This is a genomic window from Methylobacterium sp. E-065, assembly GCF_022829605.1.
GTDB lineage: Bacteria > Pseudomonadota > Alphaproteobacteria > Rhizobiales > Beijerinckiaceae > Methylobacterium.
Genome location: NZ_JAKSYD010000265.1, coordinates 1 through 21,654, shown reverse-complemented (window position 1 = coordinate 21,654; position 21,654 = coordinate 1). Strand labels below are relative to the sequence as shown.

The 21,654-nt window shown below is 62.6% G+C and carries 30 protein-coding genes and 1 pseudogene; 16 read left to right on the top strand and 15 right to left on the bottom strand.

Annotation, left to right across the window (positions count from 1 at the left end):
* Positions 1-560: 560 nt before the first annotated feature.
* Positions 561-1,169 carry a PAS domain-containing protein gene (locus MKK84_RS30955; protein ID WP_243926168.1) on the top strand — a complete coding sequence of 203 codons (609 nt, stop codon included), beginning with the start codon at positions 561-563 and terminating at the stop codon, positions 1,167-1,169.
* Between the two features lie 257 nt (positions 1,170-1,426).
* Here MKK84_RS30955 and MKK84_RS30950 read toward each other — a convergent pair whose 3' ends face one another.
* Both MKK84_RS30950 and MKK84_RS30945 read right to left on the bottom strand, forming a co-directional pair.
* Positions 1,427-1,843: a response regulator gene (locus tag MKK84_RS30950; protein ID WP_243926166.1), complete on the bottom strand. Its 417-nt coding sequence runs from the start codon at positions 1,841-1,843 to the stop codon at positions 1,427-1,429.
* Positions 1,844-1,885: 42 nt separating this feature from the next.
* Complete coding sequence (locus MKK84_RS30945) at positions 1,886-3,394, bottom strand: PAS domain-containing sensor histidine kinase (RefSeq protein ID WP_243926164.1); 1,509 nt, start codon at positions 3,392-3,394, stop codon at positions 1,886-1,888.
* 296 nt (positions 3,395-3,690) lie between these two features.
* Between MKK84_RS30945 and MKK84_RS30940 the strand changes: the two genes are divergently transcribed.
* Entirely contained in the window at positions 3,691-3,906 is a 216-nt protein-coding gene (locus tag MKK84_RS30940; protein ID WP_243926162.1) for a hypothetical protein, read from the top strand.
* Between the two features lie 996 nt (positions 3,907-4,902).
* Positions 4,903-5,181: a hypothetical protein gene (locus tag MKK84_RS30930; protein WP_243926158.1), complete on the top strand. Its 279-nt coding sequence runs from the start codon at positions 4,903-4,905 to the stop codon at positions 5,179-5,181.
* A gap of 126 nt (positions 5,182-5,307) precedes the next feature.
* Here the strand turns inward: MKK84_RS30930 and MKK84_RS30925 are convergent, their stop codons facing one another.
* Entirely contained in the window at positions 5,308-5,595 is a 288-nt protein-coding gene (locus tag MKK84_RS30925; protein WP_243926156.1) for a hypothetical protein, read from the bottom strand.
* Between the two features lie 274 nt (positions 5,596-5,869).
* On the opposite strand from MKK84_RS30925, the gene MKK84_RS30920 reads away from it, so the two are divergent.
* From MKK84_RS30920 to MKK84_RS30910, 3 genes are all read left to right on the top strand, one after another.
* A complete protein-coding gene (locus tag MKK84_RS30920) occupies positions 5,870-6,079 on the top strand; it encodes a hypothetical protein (protein ID WP_243926154.1) in 210 nt (69 codons plus the stop codon).
* Positions 6,080-6,183: 104 nt separating this feature from the next.
* Complete coding sequence (locus MKK84_RS30915) at positions 6,184-6,387, top strand: hypothetical protein (protein ID WP_243926153.1); 204 nt, start codon at positions 6,184-6,186, stop codon at positions 6,385-6,387.
* Between the two features lie 72 nt (positions 6,388-6,459).
* Entirely contained in the window at positions 6,460-6,870 is a 411-nt protein-coding gene (locus MKK84_RS30910) for a DUF6894 family protein (protein WP_243926151.1), read from the top strand.
* 34 nt (positions 6,871-6,904) lie between these two features.
* On the opposite strand, the gene MKK84_RS30905 is transcribed toward MKK84_RS30910, so the two are convergent.
* Complete coding sequence (locus tag MKK84_RS30905) at positions 6,905-7,411, bottom strand: hypothetical protein (protein WP_243926149.1); 507 nt, start codon at positions 7,409-7,411, stop codon at positions 6,905-6,907.
* Between the two features lie 13 nt (positions 7,412-7,424).
* Between MKK84_RS30905 and MKK84_RS30900 the strand changes: the two genes are divergently transcribed.
* Both MKK84_RS30900 and MKK84_RS30895 read left to right on the top strand, forming a co-directional pair.
* A complete protein-coding gene (locus MKK84_RS30900) occupies positions 7,425-7,727 on the top strand; it encodes a heme utilization protein (RefSeq protein ID WP_243926147.1) in 303 nt (100 codons plus the stop codon).
* Positions 7,728-7,848: 121 nt separating this feature from the next.
* Positions 7,849-8,133 (top strand): DUF6894 family protein, encoded by a 285-nt coding sequence (locus tag MKK84_RS30895; RefSeq protein ID WP_243926172.1) that lies wholly within the window; start codon positions 7,849-7,851, stop codon positions 8,131-8,133.
* A 598-nt stretch (positions 8,134-8,731) separates the two neighbouring features.
* On the opposite strand, the gene MKK84_RS30890 is transcribed toward MKK84_RS30895, so the two are convergent.
* Positions 8,732-8,950, bottom strand: coding sequence for a hypothetical protein (locus MKK84_RS30890; protein ID WP_243926146.1), 219 nt, complete (start codon positions 8,948-8,950; stop codon positions 8,732-8,734).
* Between the two features lie 173 nt (positions 8,951-9,123).
* Between MKK84_RS30890 and MKK84_RS30885 the strand changes: the two genes are divergently transcribed.
* Positions 9,124-9,381, top strand: a complete 258-nt coding sequence (locus tag MKK84_RS30885; RefSeq protein ID WP_243926143.1) for a hypothetical protein — start codon at positions 9,124-9,126, stop codon at positions 9,379-9,381.
* 127 nt (positions 9,382-9,508) lie between these two features.
* Here MKK84_RS30885 and MKK84_RS30880 read toward each other — a convergent pair whose 3' ends face one another.
* Together MKK84_RS30880 and MKK84_RS30875 are read right to left on the bottom strand one after the other, a co-directional pair.
* Entirely contained in the window at positions 9,509-9,778 is a 270-nt protein-coding gene (locus tag MKK84_RS30880) for a hypothetical protein (RefSeq protein WP_243926141.1), read from the bottom strand.
* Between the two features lie 56 nt (positions 9,779-9,834).
* A complete protein-coding gene (locus tag MKK84_RS30875; RefSeq protein WP_243926139.1) occupies positions 9,835-10,200 on the bottom strand; it encodes a low affinity iron permease family protein in 366 nt (121 codons plus the stop codon).
* A 356-nt stretch (positions 10,201-10,556) separates the two neighbouring features.
* Between MKK84_RS30875 and MKK84_RS30870 the strand changes: the two genes are divergently transcribed.
* Positions 10,557-10,727: a hypothetical protein gene (locus MKK84_RS30870; protein ID WP_243926137.1), complete on the top strand. Its 171-nt coding sequence runs from the start codon at positions 10,557-10,559 to the stop codon at positions 10,725-10,727.
* 56 nt (positions 10,728-10,783) lie between these two features.
* On the opposite strand, the gene MKK84_RS30865 is transcribed toward MKK84_RS30870, so the two are convergent.
* Positions 10,784-11,527: a Crp/Fnr family transcriptional regulator gene (locus MKK84_RS30865; protein WP_243926135.1), complete on the bottom strand. Its 744-nt coding sequence runs from the start codon at positions 11,525-11,527 to the stop codon at positions 10,784-10,786.
* Between the two features lie 346 nt (positions 11,528-11,873).
* On the opposite strand from MKK84_RS30865, the gene MKK84_RS30860 reads away from it, so the two are divergent.
* Both MKK84_RS30860 and MKK84_RS30855 read left to right on the top strand, forming a co-directional pair.
* Positions 11,874-12,125: a DUF6894 family protein gene (locus MKK84_RS30860; RefSeq protein WP_243926133.1), complete on the top strand. Its 252-nt coding sequence runs from the start codon at positions 11,874-11,876 to the stop codon at positions 12,123-12,125.
* 123 nt (positions 12,126-12,248) lie between these two features.
* On the top strand, positions 12,249-12,500 hold the full coding sequence (locus tag MKK84_RS30855; RefSeq protein WP_243926131.1) for a hypothetical protein: 252 nt from the start codon (positions 12,249-12,251) through the stop codon (positions 12,498-12,500).
* Between the two features lie 52 nt (positions 12,501-12,552).
* Here MKK84_RS30855 and MKK84_RS30850 read toward each other — a convergent pair whose 3' ends face one another.
* The 3 genes from MKK84_RS30850 to MKK84_RS30840 all read right to left on the bottom strand — a co-directional run bounded on the left by MKK84_RS30850 (position 12,553) and on the right by MKK84_RS30840 (position 15,025).
* Positions 12,553-13,716, bottom strand: a complete 1,164-nt coding sequence (locus MKK84_RS30850) for a sensor histidine kinase (protein ID WP_243926129.1) — start codon at positions 13,714-13,716, stop codon at positions 12,553-12,555.
* Positions 13,717-13,940: 224 nt separating this feature from the next.
* Positions 13,941-14,159 carry a hypothetical protein gene (locus tag MKK84_RS30845; protein ID WP_243926127.1) on the bottom strand — a complete coding sequence of 73 codons (219 nt, stop codon included), beginning with the start codon at positions 14,157-14,159 and terminating at the stop codon, positions 13,941-13,943.
* Between the two features lie 617 nt (positions 14,160-14,776).
* A complete protein-coding gene (locus tag MKK84_RS30840) occupies positions 14,777-15,025 on the bottom strand; it encodes a DUF6894 family protein (protein ID WP_243926125.1) in 249 nt (82 codons plus the stop codon).
* Positions 15,026-15,712: 687 nt separating this feature from the next.
* Here MKK84_RS30840 and MKK84_RS30835 point away from each other — a divergent pair.
* Positions 15,713-16,102 carry a heme utilization protein gene (locus MKK84_RS30835; protein WP_243926123.1) on the top strand — a complete coding sequence of 130 codons (390 nt, stop codon included), beginning with the start codon at positions 15,713-15,715 and terminating at the stop codon, positions 16,100-16,102.
* Complete coding sequence (locus MKK84_RS30830; RefSeq protein WP_243926121.1) at positions 16,102-16,305, top strand: hypothetical protein; 204 nt, start codon at positions 16,102-16,104, stop codon at positions 16,303-16,305. Before MKK84_RS30835 ends, MKK84_RS30830 begins: the two co-directional genes overlap by 1 nt.
* 23 nt (positions 16,306-16,328) lie before the next feature.
* On the opposite strand, the gene MKK84_RS30825 is transcribed toward MKK84_RS30830, so the two are convergent.
* The 3 genes from MKK84_RS30825 to MKK84_RS30815 form a co-directional block, all read right to left on the bottom strand.
* Entirely contained in the window at positions 16,329-16,550 is a 222-nt protein-coding gene (locus MKK84_RS30825) for a hypothetical protein (RefSeq protein ID WP_243926119.1), read from the bottom strand.
* 112 nt (positions 16,551-16,662) lie between these two features.
* Positions 16,663-16,806 (bottom strand): hypothetical protein, encoded by a 144-nt coding sequence (locus MKK84_RS30820; protein WP_243926117.1) that lies wholly within the window; start codon positions 16,804-16,806, stop codon positions 16,663-16,665.
* A 447-nt stretch (positions 16,807-17,253) separates the two neighbouring features.
* Positions 17,254-17,544: a hypothetical protein gene (locus MKK84_RS30815; protein ID WP_243926115.1), complete on the bottom strand. Its 291-nt coding sequence runs from the start codon at positions 17,542-17,544 to the stop codon at positions 17,254-17,256.
* A 246-nt stretch (positions 17,545-17,790) separates the two neighbouring features.
* Between MKK84_RS30815 and MKK84_RS30810 the strand changes: the two are divergent.
* Positions 17,791-18,725 (top strand): annotated as a pseudogene (locus tag MKK84_RS30810) (alpha/beta hydrolase).
* Positions 18,726-19,949: an OpgC family protein gene (locus MKK84_RS30805; RefSeq protein WP_243926112.1), complete on the top strand. Its 1,224-nt coding sequence runs from the start codon at positions 18,726-18,728 to the stop codon at positions 19,947-19,949.
* A 1,554-nt stretch (positions 19,950-21,503) separates the two neighbouring features.
* On the opposite strand, the gene MKK84_RS30800 is transcribed toward MKK84_RS30805, so the two are convergent.
* A partial coding sequence (locus tag MKK84_RS30800; protein WP_243926170.1) for a sugar transferase occupies positions 21,504-21,654 on the bottom strand: 151 nt, incomplete at its 5' end.

Genomic DNA, 21,654 nt, shown 5'->3' with positions numbered 1-21,654 from the left:
CGAGTGTCCACACGCCGATCCAATCACCGGCTGATGGGTAGCCGATGCGGCTCAACTCTGCTCGGCCGCTTCTTGTATGAGAGCTAAGAGGCAGCGCCGCTTCTCAGGATCGCGGACGCGTTGGTAGGCGCGCAGTAGCATAAGGTGCTCGCCATCAACGCTGATATCGAGAGCGACGGGGCTGTTCCCGGATTGAGATGCGGATGCTGGGCCAACCGCATTGGGCGGATTGTACAGCGTGGACGGCGGCACCTGAAGAGCCTCGGCGATGCGCCGTAGGGTTCGGCTCGCCTGTGCCTCCTTCGATGATGCAAAGCGACGAGAGACAACCTCCCCCAGCGCGGCAGCTTGAGAGAGCTTGTGCGGGGGCGGCGTCTTCGATCCCAAAGAGGTCACCTCGGTGAGAGCACGAACCAAAATCTTGTATGCACTTACATACCTCCGCGCACGATAAGGTCGCGTACAACACGTCACGATTGCGTCAACTTGCCGCCTATATCTTTAGGTTGTGGTGCGAAACCTAATACGGATTAGTCTCTCAAAGGGGCACAGGCACCACTATGCCGAGGACCAAGTCGCCGCTGAGACAAACCTGTCCTGAAGCTTTTCAGGTCGCCCTCGACGCTCTCGATGTCATCGGTCGATGGGAGTGGGACGCCATCACGGACGGTGTGCGTTCAGATACCTTCGTGGCGCTGCTGTTCGGTCTCGACCCGGAAGATGCCGAAGAGGGTGCACCGCTCGCCGCATACATCGACGGCATCCACGCGGACGACCGGGAGCGCGCCCTCACCCTGATCCGTCGCAGCGCACGGGAAGGGAGCGCCTTTCTCACCGAGTATCGGGTGATTTCAGCCGATGGCCGCACGCGCTGGGTGCTGGCACGCGGGCGCTTCAGCACCGATCATGCTGGCAGACCCCTGAGTGGCAGCGGCATCCTCGTGGACATTACGGGGATGCGCATGGGTGAAGACGCCCTCGACGAGGCTGACGCTCATGCAGGCGAAGCCCCGTTGGACCGGGCGGCTGATCATGCCATCGCTATGCAACAGGCGATCGTGGAGTTGCAGGACCCGGAACTGAAGGCTTGCGCGGACGCAGTGTTGATGGCCCTCGGGCGCAAGCTGGCTCAACAGGAGGTTGGGGACCGGCGCAGGCGCATGAACTAAACGCAGCGGCTCGGCCCTGCCTTCAGGATTGGTGCACGGTGGAGGCAGTCAGCGCAGCAGGCTTCGAGGCCCTCGTAGGATGGGACGTAGGCGCACCACCCGCACACGCTCTTCTCAGCGGCCTTCGGGGCGTTCCACTGCGAACAGGTTGGGCAGACCTTCATGAAGATGTGAGAGCCATGGACAGACGCTATCCCTGTAATCCCGTGAAGAGCGTAGCCCGTGTTCCCGATCCGTTGGTCACATCCGAGCGCACCCTATGTCGCGGAGCGAGTCAGGGGCACAACATTGCCTCCCCGCGTGGAGATCGCAACTGCGAAGGCCGTTTTCTCGACTGCGAGGAGTAGCGCTGCGGGTTCGTAGGGCTTTGAGATCAGCGGGAAGCCCTCCTTGATCGCCTTCGCCGCCTGATCGCTGTAGCCTGTCGCCAGAAGCACCGGCAGAGCGGGCCAGCGGCTCCGCACATGCTGCGCCAGGTCGAACCCGTTCATCTCCCCTGGCATCACCAGATCGGACAGGATCACGTCGAAGGGCTGCCCGGAGTCTAGGACGTGCAGAGCTTCGGAAGCGTTGGCGCTGCTCACGACCGTGTGGCCCCGCTCAGTCAGCACCGAGGCCGCGACTTCGGCCACTTGTGCATTGTCTTCCGCCAGCAGAACGCGAAGTGGGCGCACGGCCTCGCTGAAGTTGGGAGCGACGCGTGGAGCCTCCACCGCCTAAGCGTGTGTGCGCGGCACCGAGATCATAAAGCTCGTACCATGGCCGACTTCGCTCGTGATCCGCACGGAGCCGTTCGACTGCTGTGCGAAGCCATAGACCTGCGGCAGTCCCAGCCCGGTGCCTTCGCCCACCTCCTTCGTGCTGAAAAAGGGCTCGAAGGCGTGGGCGACCACCTCGGGTGGCATACCGGACCCGGTGTCACTCACCGCGATTGCGACGCTCTGTTCGACTTCGCTGCCGGGCGCGGTGACGTTTTCCGTCCTGATCTGGAACTGCCCGCCACTGGGCATGGCGTCACGCGCATTCACTGCGAGGTTGATCAGCGCGATCTGTAGCTGAGCCGGATCGACCTCTACAGGCCAAAGCACGTCCGCGAGGTCGAACACCATGTCGATGTCCCCTCGCAGCGACTGCCTCAGCATGTCGTCCATGCCGAGGATCAGCCGGTTCAGCTCCCCAACCTCGGGCTGGTGCAGGTGCCGACGCCCGAAGGCGAGCAACTGCTGGGTCAGCTTGCGGCCCTGCTCCACAGCCTGGACCGCGTTGTTGATTAGGCGCTCGCGGCGTTGCTCCGGCGCACGGCGAAGAAGGTCGAGGTTGCCGAGAACGACGGTCAAGATGTTGTTGAAGTCGTGCGCGATGCCGGAACTCAGGCCTCCAAGCGCCTCCATCTTCTGCGCTTGGAACAGGGAGGAGCGCCCCTTCTCCAGGGTCTCCTGCGCATTCCGTCGCTCGGTGATGTCGCGGGTGACCTTGGCGAAGCCGACAAGCTGGCCGGTGTCGTCGCGGATTGCGTCGATCACCACGCTCGCCCAAAAGCGGGTGCCGTCCTTGCGCACCCGCCAGCCCTCAGTCTCGAACCTGCCCTCTCGAACTACCGTTTCCAATGCCCTGACAGGCACGCCTGCTACCCGGTCCTCCACAGCGTAGAAGCGGGAGAAGTGCTGTCCTACGATCTCAGCCTCAGTGTAGCCTTTGATCCGAGCCGCACCCGCATTCCAGTTGGTCACCATGCCGTCTGTGCTGAGCATGAAGATGGCGTAATCCGTCACCCCCTGCACGAGAAGCCGAAAGCGCTCCTCGCTCTGGCGTAGCGCCTCACGAGCAGCCTTCTGCGCGCTGATGTCCCGTGTGATTTTGGCGAAGCCGACGAGCGTACCCGACGTCTCGCGGATGGGGTCGATGATGACGTGCGCCCACATTCGGGTGCCGTCTTTCCGGACGCGCCAGCCTTCCTGCTCAAAGCGCCCCTCATTGGCCGCGGTTGCGAGCGCCCGTTGCGGCAAGTGGGTCTGCCGGTCCTCCTCGGTGTAGAAGCGGGAGAAGTGCTGCCCGATGATCTCGGCCTCGGTGTAGCCCTTGAAGCGCTCCGCCCCTGGGTTCCAACTCGCTATCACGCCTGTGGGATCAAGCATGTAGATGGCGTAGTCGGTTACCGACTGGATCAGAAGCCGGAAGCGTTGTTCGTCTGTGCGCTCGGCGGCAGGCCCGAACTCGGATGCCATGCATGTTCCTCTCTGCGCGGCCTGACCCGTAGCAAAGAAATGCCCAAGCGTGTCGCCTATATCAAGCGCGACGGTCGGCTTTCCGTTCCCGGAACCGTCCCGAATAACCAGCGTCAGATGTAAAAATACGAAAATTACTATCGGTTTATACGTATATTATCTTTAAGATTTATGTTTATGAGCAGTATAAAGTGTTTATCGATCGTATCTGTTGCATCAAAAGGCGTGAGTAGTTGAGAAGGCACAGGTCCGAACCGTATGTCACGGCTGACAGAGGTCGGGCCAAGCACCTAGAAATGCTAGCCTATCTCAAGACCCTGCACAGAGGCGTCATCACCCTTGGGGCGCTCCTAAATAGGCTAATCCACGCTGTGGGGGTATCAGTCGACGGCGACGCTGCCGACATCATACTCGCTCTCGTCCGCGGTCACCCGGTCAGGAACCTGGAGATGCAGGGCCAGTTCGCCGCGTTCAAGCAGCTCTATTCCGAGCGCTATCATCGCGAGGCGTGACGCGGTTTTTAAACCTATTTTATACCGCCCCAATGGGAGCGGAAGAAACTGAACTTGAGATGGTCCGGCGGCATGTCCGCGAGGGCGCAAGTCATGTCGCTAAGCAGCGATCGCTCATTGCTCGGATGAGGGCATCCCACCTGCCGACCGAAGTGGCTGAGGCGCTACTCGACACCTTCGAGGACTCACAGCGGCAGCACGAGGAGCATCTCGCGCTCATCGAAGCCAAAAGGGGGACGGCACACGGTGGAGCCTGATCTACACTATGGCGACGAGTGGGGCTCGTGGTGGACGCCCGCCAACTCACGACACCCCGACCGATCAGATCGCGTTATAGTCCTGGCCGACACGTGAGGTCATGCGATGCACGCCCAGTCCTACACCGTCCGCATGCTTGTTTTCTCGCCTGACGGTAAGATGCACCTTGAGCGCCCACCAGAGACCTACGCAACGTCCTCTGAGGCTCGCATGGTCTGCAACGAGGTGCTCGCAGCGCATCGGGCTGAGGCGATAAACTCGCTTGTGCAAGTTCACGATGCCTTTGGCGGCCGGGTGGACGCTTGCGACGACAGCTAACGGACGACGGTTTCGTGCTGCCCAGCGGGCTCCACGTCCTCATGCGAGGGAACGTAGGCACACCAGCCACACACGCCCTTATCGGCTGCCTTCGGGGCATTCCACTGAGAACAGGTTGGACAGACCTTCATGATGATGTGGGAGCCGTGGACGAACGCGAGACCACGACCACGGAAGGTGGTGTGGCCTTGAGGGAGTTCATTCAACATCGGCAATCCCTGCGTACTACCGCAGGTTGATGTCAGCGAACGCTTATAGTTCCCAGCCCTGTCGAAATAGCGGGTCTCTTGCACGTCAGGGTTGGACGTGAAGCCGTTGCCGCGGAGAGGGGCTGTTTCGTCCGCTTCTGCTCGCGCCGCGCAGCCACCCTACAGGAGACCAAGACAGCGGTGGGACCCCGAGGCGCTAGCGACACTCGCCTTGGCATGGCAGATCGATGGAATGCCGAGCCCTGACCCACAAACCTGTGAAGCGAAGATCGAAGACGTCTGGCGTTCAATCAGTATGGCCGAGGCGAAGGGCGTCTATGCGATGGCGCCAAAGCGTTGCCCGGCCTGCCACGGAGCAGTGATGCTCTCGGGATCATATGCGGAGGGCAGCCGCCAGAAGTTCACTCATCGCAAGGGCCACGATGGCTGCCCTCTTTTGCCAGCACGCTTCAAGGGGACGGCCTCGCCCCATCCGCAGGCACTCGTCTGAGAGCCGACCTCGGCCGGGCCGCCCGATCTGATCACGGGCTGGCGGGGCTTGATGCCGTTCCTCACGGCAGGGGCCAAACAGCCGAGCAAGCCGAAACGATATGGCTGCTCGACCGATGGTGTAGACTCAGCAGTTGTCGGAGCCCGGCTTCACGGGCAGGCCCTCGGGGGCTTTCTTCGAGCCATCATCCTTCATGGCCGCGCCGGTATTGTTCATCGCCCCCACTGTGCCAGGTGACTCAGCCTTGGCGCCGGGGCTCACCTTGGCGGTCGAGCCACCATCGACGTTCGAGCTAGCATCCTTCCCGGTAGCTGCATTCGTCGTCGTGCCGACATTGCACGGCGCAGCAACAGCGAGGCTCGTTGAAAGCGTGAGCATCGTGGCGGCAATCGCGATATTCAGGGTCTTGGACATCCGTCCTCCAGGTTCTCAAGCCTGAGGGGAAGGATATCTATTGCTCGTTGTTCCGGTCGTCGCCGTGTGGCAACTGCTCGCGCCCGCCAATGCCGCATTGCCCCCTTCGCTCTCAAAGCCGGATCTTGGTCTCACGTTTGACGTGATCACGGGCTGAGTAGGTCTAAAGCTGCTCCTCAAGGTAGGGACTAAAGGCGCGACGCGACCCGCGGCACAGGGTGATGCGTAGCTGCCCTGCCGTTCGATGCTCGTAGATAGGTTGGTGTGCCCCCACATGGTGGACATGATCACCTTCAACCCGAACCCGCACACCCTGCGCGTGACGCCTTCTGCGAAGGAGCCCGGCCGGTTCGACTGGTCGATCACGCGCGATGGTGTCGTCGTGCGTCAGTCGGTTCGATCCTTCGGCTCGGAAGGCGCATCAGAAGCGAATGGCGACGTGGCTTTCCGAGACGTCACGTCTCGATGGCAGAACGCACGGTAAGTCTGACCGCAGAGCGCACGCCTCTACTGGAGCGGCCTCCAGCGGTATCCAGTCCGCGCCGCACGATGGTGAACTCGCCGTATCATAGGCTTCCCGGTTCAAGGATGAGCGACAATCCCGAAGCGACACACGAGCGTGCTGCAGTCCAGCACATGATGCGGCGCCTCGACGGGTTCGCGCGGGGGCTCGGCCTGGACGAGGCGATCATGCGCCAGATCGTCGAGAAGGTCGTCGGCCACATGCCGGTGCACACGGACGAAGAGCGGCTGGCCGAGGCCCGCAACCGGCTAATCGTTGCGTCGGCGTAGCGGCCTGAGTGACCCGACGCCATTCTCGTGAGTTGGCCGTCCAGGGGGGATCTTCAAAGCGCGAATGGCCGAATGCCTTGGTTCTACTTCCATCTGCGCAGCCCTGAGGGCCTGAACCGTGACGATATCGGCCTAGAGTTTCCCAGTATGGAGGCAGCCTATCTGGAGGCTTGCCACACCGTGCCGGAGATGAGCGCCGACATCGTGAGGAAGAAGGCTAACCCAGCCCGCCACGCCTTCGAGATCACCGACGACAGCGGGGCGCTCCTGATCGAGGTGCCGTTCACGGAGGTTCTGGATGGCAGGTACAGGCCCGTGCCACCCAAAGAAACGGCGCAGAGGCAGGTAGCCGCCGCCACGATCGCCCGCTCCACGGACCTGGTCAGCGAGATCCATGCAGAATGGGCAGTCACACGAGACAAGCTGGCCGAGACACGGCGGCTTCTTAGATTGATGCGCCCCGGCAAGACACCAGACCAGTGAAGCCGCTGGCTGCCCGAGATCAGCGTCTTCGATCTCAGTCTAAGATGTCCTGGATCAGTTGGCGGTTCGCACAAATGAACGCGATGGTCCCGTCGATCTCGCGCAGAACCCTCTCTGCGGCGGCTCGGGTCTCCGTGCCCTCGTGAAGGCCGGCGACGACGCGGGCTTGATGCTCGCGGCGTTGCTCGGCCTCGGCGAGATCCCGTTCCGTCTGGGCGAGCAGGCCCCGAAGGTGCTCATTGGACGGTGTCGGTATGGTGATAACGCCCCTCCGGCCAACAGCATTAGCCCCGCCACCCGATCTGATCACGGGCTGGCGATGACGGTCGTCCATCTCACCGGCGCGATAGTAGGATGCGACATAGGTGCTTGAGAGGTGAATGTCCTCGGCCTTGGAAACAGTTTGGGCGAACCCATTGTTCTCCGGCGCGTGGTCAGCCTCGACGGCGCGACCGCCGGAGCAGACTGTGGCTCGTATTCCCACCTTGATCGTCGCCGCTGGCCTTGCGGTGGTCGTCCTCTGTCCGGCCAATGCTGTCACGAGGAAGGTCCGAGTGCCGAACCAGTACGATGGGGCCTGGACCATCGTCGCTACTACGGCTCAGGGGCCCTGCTCGGCCAACACGAGCTACCACGTGCAGATCAAAGACAGCGACGCCTCAATCCCCGGTGAGGAGGTCGACATCGACGGCGGTGTGTCGACCGGAGGCGCCGTGCAGGCCACGATCACCAGCGGCACGAACAAGGTGCCGATCTCCGGCAGCCTCGACGCGAAGGGTGGCGGCAGTGGCACGTGGCACACGTCCGGCGGACTGATCGGGTGCACTGGCAGCTGGCGTGCCAAGCGGTCAGGGTGATGAGCGAGGAGCCATCCCAATACGAGCGGACTGTCACGCAGCGCATGATGCGGTGCCTGGAGGGGGGCGCCCGCAACCTGGGTCTCGACGTGGCGGCTATGCTGATCGAGGGCGTGTGAAGATGCCGCGCTACTACTTCAACGTTCGACACCGTCCTGGACCCGCTGGGCTGGCGGTGGATCCAGAAGGCGAGGAATTTCCTGACCTGAACGCCGCGCTTGAGCGCGCCTTGAGCGCGGCGCGCGATCATATCGCTAGGACCCGGACACTCATCATCCGCGACTGGTTCGTGTGCTCGTTCGAGATCGAGGATGAGGACGCTCAACTTGTACTCACGGTGCCGTTCAGCGACACGGTCAAGAAGATGGAAGGCTGGGACGCCGAGAACGAGGAGAGCCCGGCATGAACCCGTCCTCAACTCACGTACCGCTCACTCAAAGCTGCGGAGTGAAGATCCAGGGCGCGTGGCACAGTGTCAGCTGTTTAACGCGGTACGCCACTATGAACTGCTCTTAAAGCGGTGTCAGTCCTGCTATGGGCACGTGTCAAACCAACGGCGCCTACAACGGCCCCGACTTCCGCAAGACCCTCACGCATCGGCGGGTTCACGGCGGCTGCACGCTCAAGCCTAAGACTTACTCCGGTACGCTCTACCCACATCCGTCAGCGATTGCCTGAGATCCGCTACTGCCCCGCCACCCGATCTGATCACGGGCTGGCGGGGCTCGGTGCCGTTCCTCACGGCGATGCGCCATGTACGCGGTGCAGCCGAGACGCAGGATGCCGAAGCACCCTTAGTTGGGCCTCAACAGCAGTCCTCGATCGGGTCCCAGATCGGGATGCCGCTCAGGCCGCCAACGTGAGCGACATCTCGCCAGCCCCCGGCTGATCGCTGAGAGCCACCTCGCCTGTTATGGTTAACGGATCGTTGTCGGTGGTCGTCCTGCTGGCAGCCGCGCCGGCCGATCCGATCATGGGTTAGCGGGGTAGCTACGTCAGATGTGCTAACATGGGTAAGATCCGCAGCGTGCTTTAAGGCGTCTGCTATGGCTCCGGCTGGCGAAGAAGAGACCGAACTTGAGATGGTCCAGCGGCATGTTCGCCAAGGCGCAGATCATGTCGCCAAGCAGCGAGCGCTCATAGCTCGGATGAAGGCGGACTGCCTCCACGCCGAAGAGGCTGAGGCGCTCCTCCTTGCCTTCGAGGACATCCAGAAACAGCACGAAGCGCATCTCGCACGGATTGAGGATGCCGCGGTGGTCAAGCCCGGATCAGGTAGGGCCTGACAGGTCTCGGTTGGCAATAGCGGTCGGTCCGAGCCGCGATTGCACGGACTGGCACTCCCCAATGTTCTACGCCCGTTCTATCTCCCCGTAGGACGACGCGGAGCGGCAGAATGGCGAGGCGAGGGGTCTTCGTGCGGGCCAAGGAGGCCGTCTTCCTGGAGGAAGTCCGGCGTTGGCGGCAGCAGTGCGTCCTGGTCCTTACGAGGGCCAAGCCGCAGGGACCACTCTACAACGCGACCTCGAAGATGATCGAGGCGATCGACGATGTTGCTGAGGCGGTGACCGGCGATCGGCAACGGTTTCACCAGAGGAGCCCCCGAACGCCGGGGCCCAACCTGCCACCTGTGAAGTGGCGGACCGTCGAATAGATTGGCGCGGACTGCGGCTCGCGAGGTTAAGGATGTGCGAGGCTGGGCGAGCCGCGATGATATGGCCGCCCGGCCATATGCGAGCCGCTGTCAGGGCTTAGCCTCAATCGCGAGCGTGGGGTCTGGATCAGTCGCTATCACGTTGCGGAAGGCGTTCTTCGAGGTGGGTCGCCGCGTCCGCGTACAGCTCAAAGCGCCGCTGTAGGACAGCCCGCTTCTCGGGCTTCCGCGCTTCACCCATTTTTGACTTCGCCTTTTCCGCGCGCGCACGCATCTTCTTGGCCAGCTTCCCGAAAGCCTCGTCGATCTTGGTGCTGACCTTCTCAGCCTCAGCCTTCACTGCGTCCTGGTGGTCCCGAATGGAGCTGGGGAACGTGATCTTCTCGTCCTTGGACATTGTCAGCCTCAATCGATCCGTGCGCCACCCTTAAGCTATGCAGTCCGACGATGCGATCACGGCTGCCCGGTCCTCCCTGAAGGCACCGTCAGCGGCAGCTTGTCCTTCCTGAGAAGTGCCAACTCCTCGGCACTGAGATCCTCGATCCCGATCAGGCGTTCGTCCGTATCGGCTACGGCACGAATGAGCTCATCGAGCTTAATCTGGATCGCCGCGGTATCCCGTGCCCCGGCCACCAGGATGACGCCTGCCAGAAGCATGGCGGCGATTGAGAGAAACAGGTTGAAGACGAGCGCCCAGTGATCGTTGAAGCTGAGAAGGACGCCCGAACCGATGCCGACTGCGACGGTGAAGCAGGTGGCCAAAAAGCCGGTCGGCTTCGAGAGCCATACGGCCAGTCCGACGATGTGCCGGTCGAGCATTGTTCATCAAGCCTTGCTCTGAGAACTCGACCGAGGGGGTGTGCGGCCCTGTGGGAATGAGCGCACAACCGACAACAGTTCCAGCAATGACAGTGATGTGAGCAGTTTCGAGTTTGACCCCGACGTGCGATCTGATCACGGGCTGGCGGGGAGGTCGTCTATCTCACCGGCGTTTGTGCAGGATGACTCCAGGCGGTTGATCAAGCGTGAATGCTCGCCAGCCGCGGAGCGCTCGGGATTGCGGGCGAGGCCGGACGAGCCGTGATGATATGGCCGCCCGGTCATTAATGCTCGTGGTTCTAATCCATACGAGCTGCGGCATCGCGCAACTGGTGTGATCAGGGTAGCCTCTCGTTATGATCAAGGACGATGCCCCAAACCGCGAAGCCGTCGAGGCACTCATCGCGGCCGGCTACATGGTCGAGCGCTTTGACGAGGATCCAACTCTGTGGCGGGTGAACGGTGAGGTGATGACCGGCGCTGAGCTTCTCAACGAGGCGAAGCAGATGGGGCTCATGGACGGGTAGGATCGGGCCGGCCAAGATGACATGGCTGCCCGGTTGAACGAGGGTGCAGGTCAAACTCACGCTGCCTGCTTCTCCAAACGAAGGTACGTGGGGTTAAACTCGGCGGCCTGCAGGAGCTCATTCCATCGCTCGATTACCAGGGTGCCGCTCCGGAGCGTAATCAGGGTGCGCCCGCGCATCTCCTTCAGCACACGGTTGACGTGCACGCTCGTGAGACCCAACGCGTCGGCGAGATCGGTCTGGGTGATCGGCATCGGGCAGCGGAAATCAGCGGCCAGTCCCACAGCCTGCAGCTTCAGATACATCTCGCAGAATAGGTGTCCGATCCGCTCGAACGCCGACCGCCGGCCTATGCCGATCATCCACTCACGAAAGATCGCCGCGTCGATCAGCGTGTCGCGCCACAGCAGCGCACCGATGCTCGGAAAGTCAGCCGCCAATGCCCGCAGGCTCTCGTGCAGGATGAATGCAACAGTCGCCTTCGTCACTGTGGCGAGGCTGTGATCCGTGGTGGGCAGGAGGAGGCTTTGCAGGTCAGGAATGTCGCCGGGGATGTGGAAGGAGAAGATTTGCCGCTTGCCCTGACTGAGCAGCTTGTAGCGGCAGGCCCAGCCTTCCAGGATCAGGCAGCAGTGCGTGGGCTTGTCGCCCTCGCGCATGATATCGTTCCGGGCGTTGAGGTGGTTGATCCTCAATGGCAGGCGCTCGATGGCTTGCCGCTCTGCCTGCGTGAGGGTGGCAATGCTCTCCAGCTTACGGATGAGCATGGTTGCGGCGTGTTGATTTGCGGCTGACGGCATGTCGCTCCACCTTGCATTGCAGGTGGAAGCGCGCGGCTCTCCCGGCCACCGGCACCTGTTTCAGAACAGCCGGCGATGTTGGCATTTTAGAACATAGATGAGCGCGGCGGTATTACATACGCTAGTGTGACGGTCGTTCTGACAATGAGTTTTGTTCCACACCTAGTAGGGCAGGGACGCCATCACAGCGGCCTTCCTGAAGGACGAGGGCTCTGAGCCACTCCTCTCCCTCCAAGCGCTTGGCCACGCTGTAGAAAAGAGCCTGGTGGGACGGGTTTTAAATCGGGATTTGAACGAACAGGCGCTGACGAGGTTGGCCGGTAATGTGAAGCTCACGAGACAGCCCATGCCGCGCTACTTCATCGACACCAACGACGACGACACTTTCGTTGAGGATGAAGAGGGCCAAGACCTGCCAGACGCCGAGGCGGCCCGGGATGTGGCTCAAGCCGCGCTGCCGGACATGGCGCGGGACAAGATGCCCGATGGGGATGGCCGGACCTTCTGCGCGAGCGTCCGCGATGAGGCTGGGACGGTGCTCTACAAGGCGACGCTGACGCTATCAGCCAGTTGGAGTGCAGGTCTGAAGCCCTCCTAGCCTCGGTGCGTCGTGTTGGTATGGCCGTCAGGCTTTCTGTCGGCGACCGTTGTGGCAAGCCTCGCGCTTCATTCGGGGGGGATGGCTATGTTCTACCTACAATGCGTGGTCCACCGCGGGTGCGTGAGCGGCATCGCGCTCGACACCGAGCAGCTCTCCGCTCACACCGACGCGGAGGCGATCATCAAGGCTGAGGCTCGCTTCGTCCGCCTCTTAGGTAACCGCTCGGGGTCTGCCGTTCTGAAGGACGATGCCGGCCGCGTCGTCTGGACCTTGCGACGGTCTATGTCGTTGGACGCCTCCGCTGAGGCGCGCGAGACTGAGCAACAGATCCCCCAGGCTTCCGATATCAGGGCCGCGCAGGGGAGCGGCTGATGGGAGGTGCCAGGCCAGGATGTAATCAGCCAGCTGATCCCGGCCGTCCGCATCAGGCGGCCGTCTCAGCGGGCGGCAGATCCGGAAACGAGATCGTTACGATCACACCACCCTCGCTACGGATGTCGATGTCGCCCCTGAGCTGTTCGACCAGCGAGCGCACTAGCCCATAGCCGAGTGAGCCCTCGCGCACGTCGGCCATGCCGATCCCATCATCCTGGATCACAAGCGCGATCCGGCCGGGCTGAGGACGGCTCACCTGGACGAGGATCGAGCCAGATCGAGGGGAGGGGAACGCATACTTCACGGCGTTGGTGACCAGCTCGGTCATGGCCAGGCCAAGCGGAATGGCCTGATCAGCGCTGATGAAAATCGCCCCATCAACCTTGGCTTCTAGGTGAATGCGATCGTCGCTCGGGATGATCGCCTCCAGCGCGGTGCAGAGGTCGGCCACGTAGCTGCCAGCATCGACCTGCTGCACGTTCTGCGACCTGCTTAGTAGATCGTGCGCCCGCGCCATCGCGCTAAGCCGCTCCCGGACCTCGGCGAAAAGCACCTTCACCGTCGGATCAGCTTGACGCCGCGCCTGCAGGCCCAGAAGCGCCGCCGCGATCGACAGGCTGTTCTTGGCTCGATGGTTGACCTCGACCAACAGCATCTCGCGCTCGGCCACCACTTTCTTCAGCTGCTCGTTCGTAGCTTCCAGCTCGCGAGTTCGGTCCGCCACGCGCTGTTCCAGCTCAGCGGCCAGCGCCTGCAGATCCTTCTCGGCATCGAACCGCCGTGTGATGTCGAGATAGGACAGGAAGTGGTTTGTGACGGTGCCCTGTCCGTCATCAAGTGGGCTGGCGAACAGCATCGCGTGAAACGGCCTGCCGTCCTTGGCGTACTGCAGGATTTCCAGGGTCGCGTCGCGGCCTGCGTCGATGGCTGCTTCGTACTGCTGAATGGCCACGGGGCTGGTGTCTGCTCCATTCATGAAATGCGGATCCTGCCCAGCCAGTTCGTCCAGCGAGTAGCCTGATAGCTCAACGAAGGCTTGGTTGGCGAAGACGATCGGGTTGCCGGGTAGGGTAGCGTCGGTGACCATCATCGGCATGCGGGTGAGGCGCACCGCATCGACGAAAATCCCTCCCTGCTGGCGGATCGCCTCGACGTTCCGTTCTGCCAGCGTCCGTCCTGTCGTCCCCGCAAGATCCTGCTGAAATTCGTTCATAGCCAATCGTAGGGCAGGATCTGCGCACCACCTAATCATTCCACCGGCGAGCCACGGACGGTCTGTCTACGGTTGAAGACCTCTCTCAGGCCGGTCCTAAGCAGAGCTGGCGCCATTGACCGGCAAGCCTCGTACAGCGCCCGTCGCATCCAAGCAGACGCCTTCCTGCTGATGCTTGCAGACCAAGTTGGCCAAGGTACCGGCAGTGTGAGTGTTGGAGGCGCTCATTCGTCGGTTGGCGCATCCGCCAGGAGGCTGTCCCGGTGTGCGCGGATCAGGGTGAGGCTCGCCATGTAGGACGCGAGCAGCATCTCATCCTCCGCCGTCACCAGCCCCTGCGCCGCCCGTTCGGCAACCAGGATGCACTGGCGATGGAAGCGTCGCTCGCAGGCAATGACGTTTTCGTTGATGGCGATTAACGCCTCGATCCACGACAGCGACACGAACCGCGCCCCCATTTCCGCGGACGCATACCTAAAAACGCGGTTCAAGGTTGGAGGTAGATAAAACGGTCGCCGCTGTGATCGATAGCGTGGCCGAGGTAGTGATTGGCTACCGCAAGCGGTTCCACCAAGCGAGCCTGCGGACGCCCGGGCCGGACCTGCTGCCGGGGAGATTGCGGACCTTCGCGTGGCCTAGGTTAGCGCCACCAAGACGCGATCGCCTACCAGGAGAAAAACGAGTCAAGGCCCGGCAGCATGAAGACCATCGTGGCCCCCGCTCCGACGATGCCGGCGATCATCACCACCAATTCCACCGCGGCACCCTCCAACAGATTGCGCACAATCAACTAGGGGGCTTGGGGGAAAGTTTCAGAGGTGGCTAATCACAATCTCCAGAACCGATCGAATGCCGGTAGGGCAGCGACGGTGATCGCGACGGCCCCAACGGCTGCCACGAGCATGACGACGAGAGACAGGGACAAGATACGCACCTCAAAACCTATGTTTGGGTCAACCGGTCCAGAGGGAAATCGGTGCTGTGCGGCAGAGTGACCTTCCGGCAGAAGGCGTTGATGACCGCAGTCAGCATGAGCTTCCCGGCTCAGGGATGAGTGGAATTAGCTTCGCGTCCACTCGACGGGGTCGGTATCGAGAGACATCCTGAAGCGCCAACGCACGGCGCCTTCGGCATCGCGAACGGCTGCGACGTAGTCCTGTCGACCGGGGCTATCGCTCAGGCCTTGCGCGATCCGGATCATGATCCTCAACGCCTGCGCACGCGCTGCATCCAGGTCAGGCAATTCGTATCCGTCTTTGTCATGGGCAACCTCTGTCCCATCATGCAGGTCGATGAAGAAGCGAGGCATGAGGCGCATCTTAGGAACGGCGGACGGCGTCGATCTACGCAGTTCTCGCGCCGCCGTTCGTGCTCATCCGCTAGCGCTCCTGGCACGCTGGCGTCGACCTTACCGGTATGGCACCTCGCAGGCATGCAGAAGCTCAAGCCGCCGACCTGCGAAGTGAAGATTGGAGACGTCTGGTGCGCCGTGAGCCTAGACGAGGCCGCAACACGTCATGTCATGGCGACGAAGCGCTGCCCGGCCTGCTACGGTCAGGTGATGATCCTTGGCGCCTACGGCTCGCCCACCGTCCGTCGGACCATGTCACACCGGAAGTCGCATACCGGTTGTTCGCTGATGCCCAGAACGTACTCCGGTACGCCCTCGCCGCATCCACAGGCGCTGACATAACTCTGGATCAGCCCTGCCGCCTGATCAGATGAAAAGGCCCGCCCTGGTGTTCCAGGTACAGGCTTGTTGCGACTGCGCCGTTGACGCCGCACCACGGTTCCGGTGCCGCACTTCCGACGCTCAGCCCCCAGCCGATCGCTGACAGCTCCTCGACCGTTATGGTTAATAGAGCGTTGCCGCTGGCCAGCGCTATCGAAGCTTCTGCCCGTAGAGCAAACCTTGCTGAGCCTGAAACTATTTATTCGACCCCTCCGTTCTGCCGAGGCGTGGTCAACACCGGCGGCGCGACCGTCGGAGCTATCTGTGGCACGTACCTCTCTCTTGATCCTCGCCGCCGGCCTGACTGCTGGCGCTCTGAGCCCGGTTTATGCTGCAACGAAGAAGGTGCGTGTGCCGGATCAGTTCGACGGCTCCTGGACCATCGTGGCTACCACGGTAGAAGGGCCCTGCTCGGCCAGCACGAGCTATCACGTGCAGATCAAGGACAGCGACGCCTCGATCCCCGGCGAAGAGGTGGACATCGACGGAGGCGTGTCGGCTGGTGGCGCCGTGCAGGCTACGATCACCCAGGGCTCGAACAAGGTGCCGATCGCCGGCAGCTTGAGCGCGAAGGGCAGCGGCAGCGGTACTTGGCGCACATCAGCCGGCCTGGTGGAGTGCCGGGGTAGCTGGAGTGCCAAGCGGGCAAGCTGATGAGTGACGATTCCGAAGCCACACACGAGCGCACCGCGATCCAGCACATGATGCGGCGCCTCGACGGGTTCGCGCGGGGGCTCGGTTTGGACGAGGCGAACATGCGCCAAATCGTCGAGCAGGTTGTGGCCGACATGCCGATGCGCACGGACGATGAGCGGCTGGCCGAGGCCCGCAACCGGCTGATCGTTGCGTCGGCGTAGGTGGCCGACCGACTGATGTCCGATCAGTCCAGGATGTTCTGGATCAGACTGCGGTTCGCACTGATGAACGCGATGGTCCCGTCGATATCGCGCAAAACCTTTTCCGCAGCGGCTCGGGCCTCGGTGCCGTGGTCAAGGCCGGTGACGACACGGGCGTGCTGCTCGCGGCGCTGCTCAGCCTCGGCGAGATCCCGTTCCGTCTGGGCGAGCAGGCCCCGAAGGTGCTGATCGGACGGTGTCGGCATGGTGGTTATGCCCCTCCAGCCAATGGCATTAGCCCCGCCTCCCGATCTGATCACGGGCTGGCGGGGGAGGTCGTTTATCTCACCGGCGTCCGCGTAGAGTGCTGGGATTTGGTTAGCGCGCCGTCACCTGAGCCAGCGTGGCCTTGTGCCGGAACAAGCCACACACGAGGCGGAAGGGCAGGCGTACCAGCTTGTAGGCTGCGTGAGCAGCCATCACGGAGAGGACGGCAAGCAGCGCCAGAAGGGTGTTCAACAACGCAGGTACTCCCGGCGGTATGAACACGGCGGGCCGCCTCCACCATTGCCCCCAAGGAGGCGCGCCGATCGCGGCGGCACTGTGAGGCCGGCCGAGATGCCGCGACTGCGCCGGCGAGGCCGCACCGAGGCTAGGGGGGCCGGCTCCGGTGCGGCTCTTCCAGCGTTCGCCCCCCCGGCCTAGCGCCGCGTTCATCCTGGCATGGTATGGTAAATAATCCGTCAACGGGTGTGGTTCTGTTCTCGGATAGCTGTGACAGGCAGCCGTTTGATGCTGGCGTTCTCGGTCCGTTCCGCGCCTACGCGCGGACCCCGGGACCGGATCTACCGCCATTCGACTGCCGCGCAGTGGAATGAACGACCTGTCGTGAACGTCGCCAAACCTGATGTGCTATCATCCTTTGTTATGCTGGAGGCGGCCTTGATAATTCGATCTGTTATCGCAGTGTTACTCGTAGCCACCTCGGCGATTGCGGCCCCTGCCCATCGGCAGCCCACACCGGGCGCCGTGCAGCCAAGCGGCGATCCGGGCAGCATCACGGGGATGGATCCAAAAACTAGAGCTCAGGCGGACAAAGCAGAACGCGAGCGAGTTGCGCAGCAGAAATCGTTTGATGACAAAATGGGCAGGACAATGAATACTATCTGCCGCGGTTGCTAAAACATAGTACCAGTTCACGCCCTCCTCGAACGCCTGATGGCGCACCAGCGCACGCTCGTCTTGGCGATGGCCGAGCACGATGGGCTGCTGATTAGGAGCGCAATTCGAGCCTTCCACGGGCCGGAGAATGTCAATGTGGCCTCAGGAGCGGTAGCGGCCGAATTACTATGAACTGGTATGCGGCTTGCCGTGGCGAACGCCGAATAGGCATTGCTCAGATTAGCAATCCAAAGGCTATGACTTGAGCAGTCGCACCAATCTTGCTTCACCAGAGTATACGATAGCCGCGGTCCGCGGAGCAGCGGTTTCTCGTGCAGGAGCATTATGCCCGACCGTCGATCCGTGCTTCTGACGCTTGCCGCTTCTGCACTCGCACCCGCGTCCAGTGCTTACGCGATCGGGGCGCCGGAGCGCATCCAGCTCTGGCCGGGTGAGCCACCCGGCGGGGGCGGTCCGCAGGGACCGATTGCTCGTGACGACAGCGGTGCTGTCAGCAATATCGCGACGCCCGTGCTGGAGGTGTTCTGTTCTCTCCTGAGAACCCGACCGGTGTCGCGGTCCTCGTGGCCGGCGGGGGCGGCTACACCCGCATCGGGATCGTCAAGGAGGCGTTACCCGCCGCGTTTTGGCTCGCCGCCCAAGGCATCACAGCCTTCGTGCTAACCTATCGCCTGCCGCGCGAGGGCTGGCAGGACGGTCCTCTCGTGCTGCTGCAGGATGGGCAGCGCGCCATGCGTCATATCCGAGCTAATGCCGAGCGGTACCGGATCGACCCGAACCGCATCGGGGTGATGGGCTTCTCGGCAGGCGGACATCTTTGCGGCATGCTCGCCGCACGCTCGGATTACCGCTTTTATCCGCAGGTAGACGCGATAGACGACCTATCCGCCCGCCCCGATTTCGCGGCGCTGCTGTACCCAGTGGTCAGTTTGGGACCGCCCTATGACAGAACCACTACCCGTCGCTCTCTCGTCGGCGAGACACCGACGCTGGAAATGAGCGAGATGTGGTCGCTTCAAACCTACATCAAAGTGGGGTGCCCTTCGATCTTCCTGGTGCAGGCCGACGACGACCAGGTGATCAGTCCCGAGCACAGCCGCGTCCTCGACGAGGCCTGCCGCGAGGCACGCGTGCCAGTCGAGTATCACCGCTTCGCCGTGGGCGGTCATGGCTTCGGGATCGGTCAATCGGACGCCCCCGTCGCTCTCTGGCCACGCCTCTGCCGGCTATGGCTGACGAGCATTTCGGTGATGCGCTGAGTGAAGAGTCCCGATACCCTCGACCCGAACGCGCAGTTGCCTGTGACGCTTTTAGCCGAACCAGGGCAGGTTATGGGCGCGCCCGATCGACTGTCTGAGCCCGAACGGAAAAAGCCCGTCCGAGACGCACGGGTCGACGTGGTGCGCGGCTTCGCGCTGCTGACGATCTTCGTTGACCATATTCCACGCAACGCCCCGGCCCTGCTCACGCTGCATAATTTCGGTTTCTCTGACGCCGCCGAGATCTTCGTGCTGCTGGCTGGCTACTCGTCGATGATCGCCTATGGCGGCCTGTTCCGCCGGTCCGGCTTCTGGACGACCCTCATCCGCATCGCCAAGCGGTGCGGGCGGATTTACCTGTTCCATGCCGGGCTGCTGCTCGCCACCCTGATCATCGTCCGGATCTGGATGGATCTCACCGGGCTCGTTCCGCGCTTTGGGGTGGCACCGCTGCTGGAGATGGGCCTCGTGCCGGGCCTGCTGCGTGGCCTCGCGCTGAACGCGCTTCCCAACTACCTCGACATCCTACCGCTTTACATTCTGCTGCTAGCCTTATTTCCGCTCATCTACTTCGGAATGCAAAACGGGGTCTGGGGCGTGCTGGCGCTCTCAGGCACACTTTGGCTCGCGGCCAACGTCGACCACACCTTGAACTTGCCCAATGCTACGGCGGTCGATGACGGGTGGTATTTCAACCCATTCGCATGGCAGTTCCTGTTCGTAATCGGGGCAGCCTTGGCGCTCGCGATCCGGGCCGGGGACGGCCTTCTGCCCAGGAGCAACTGGGCTGCGGCGGCGGCCGGTCTCTATCTCGGCTTCGGGCTAGTCCAGGGCGGATCGTGGGTAGATTGGGGTCTGCCGGATCTTAGGCTGCTGGCGATTGAAGCCCCGGACAAGAGTCACGTCGTGCCGCTACGCCTGCTCCACATCTTGGCGCTGACCTACTTGGTGTTCAGCACGCCCGCGGTAGCGCGCGTCTGCCAGTGGCGGCCGCTTCGACTAATTGATGCTTGCGGCCGGCACTCGTTGGAGATCTTCGCGGCCGGCTGCTTGGCGGCGTTGATCGGTCGTATCCTTTATCGGACTTTCGACACCTCTTGGCCGCTGCAGATCGCAGTCAACCTCAGCGGCTTCGCGGTCATGCTAACCCTCGCTAGCTTCCTCGATCACCGCGCACGGGGCCGCACTGCAAACTCGCGGCCTTCTGCCAGCGGTGCCACATGATCCACGATCGGCCAGAGCATCAGCGGCGGCGGTGGCGCACGTTGTTCCGGCGGAAGTCGCTCAGCAACCTGTTCGGCGAGCCGTATCCGCCGCGGTAGCAGACCTGTCTCAGGCGTGCTGTCGAGATAGCTCGGGCTACCGAGCCCATCGCCCGAGCCGCCGCTTCCACCGCTCACCAAGTGGCAGGGTGCTCGGCTGCTTCACGGTACGCACCACGTGCGGCTGCCGTACTGATGCAAGTTTCGGTGCAGGTGTAGCGGCTGCAATCTCGACGGTAGGCTCGGTGATTGGCAGCTCGATCGTCAGGACAGCAACCGGCTTAGCCTTGGGTGGCCGCCCGCGTCGCGGCTTTGGCAAGCCATTCTCCGCTACGTCCGCGGTCTCTGGCTCAACCGGCACAAACACCGGCTCGATTAGGTTAGGAAGGATCCGGCGAGGCTCCTGGGCCGGTGTCTGCGGCTCGGCTGCGGAGGGCCAGAACACCAGAGGTCGCGGGGCAACGGGGGCTGTGTCGCGATGCGGGATGATCGGACGTTGGCGTCCACCGGACTTGGTCTCGACGGTGAACGATCGCGGCGAGCGGTTACGCATTTTTGGAGTCATGACGATCGATCATCGTCACGAATATGCGGACAGCGAATTAACAAACCGATGCACCGACGGCGCGGCGGAGGTATCGGATGCACCCAACACGCATCGCGCTCGACCGACCTGGCCTCGAACAAGGCGTGCATGTAGCGGTGCTACATACACGGGTGCGGTTCAGCGAACGACGACTTCGCGGCGATGGGCAGCGTCATGGTGAGTGTGGCGGTGGTGGAGCCGAGGTGCGCGGTTCTGAGAGTAGCCCGATATCGGAACTGCTTCGGCTGCCGGCCGGGTTGGACCGCTTAAGAGCGCACCGAATAAGCCGCCAGGTCTGTATCCTTCAGCGGCCACAATCCTAGTGGCCTTTTCGATGCTCATATCGCAGGCGCTCGTCATACCCTGGAGGGCGCCGAGGGCCCGCTCGTATTCAGGGAGATTGGTGCAGCCCGGTGAGGTCCAAGCCCAAGCCGGAGCGGAGCCGACTAACCCGGCGACAAGGCCGATACCCGCTAAGCCTTTCCTGAACCTCACAGTCATCCCTCCTCAATGCCACTCGTCCTATAACAGTAGGCAGAGACCCAACGATCCTAGCTGTGCCACGCGGCTCATCAGCCTCCAGCAGGCCCGGGCTATGTTCGACCCGGGGAGGTTCTACGAGATGCTGCGCAACGCAGGCGTGCGGGGCGTCTGAGCTGAAGTCATGCTGCCCTGGCATACACCTGCGATAAGGGGCGGCCGCGATGGCGTTGCGATGCTCAGTTGTCCTGGAATGCGTCAGGAAGCGTAAAGGGGTTGCAGGCATGATCAAAGGCCAGCTGTGCTAGGGGTTGGCCATGCATTGGGTTGCTGTTGTCCTTGCCGCCTACGCTGTCGGCTTCGTCGAGTTCTGGCGCCTGTGTGAGGCTGCGCCGCATATGCACGATTGAGCTAGCGCCGCTGTAGCTCGAACGTCGGCTACGTAGCAGCCTACCTGCTACCGCGCTGGGCCAGCACCGCCGGGATGGTGCGCAGCATGATCGCGATGTCCCGGCGCAGGCTCCAGCGGCTGGCATAGTCCAGATCCAGCGCCACCCGCTCGGCGTAGCTCGTGTCCGAGCGGCCCGACACCTGCCACAGC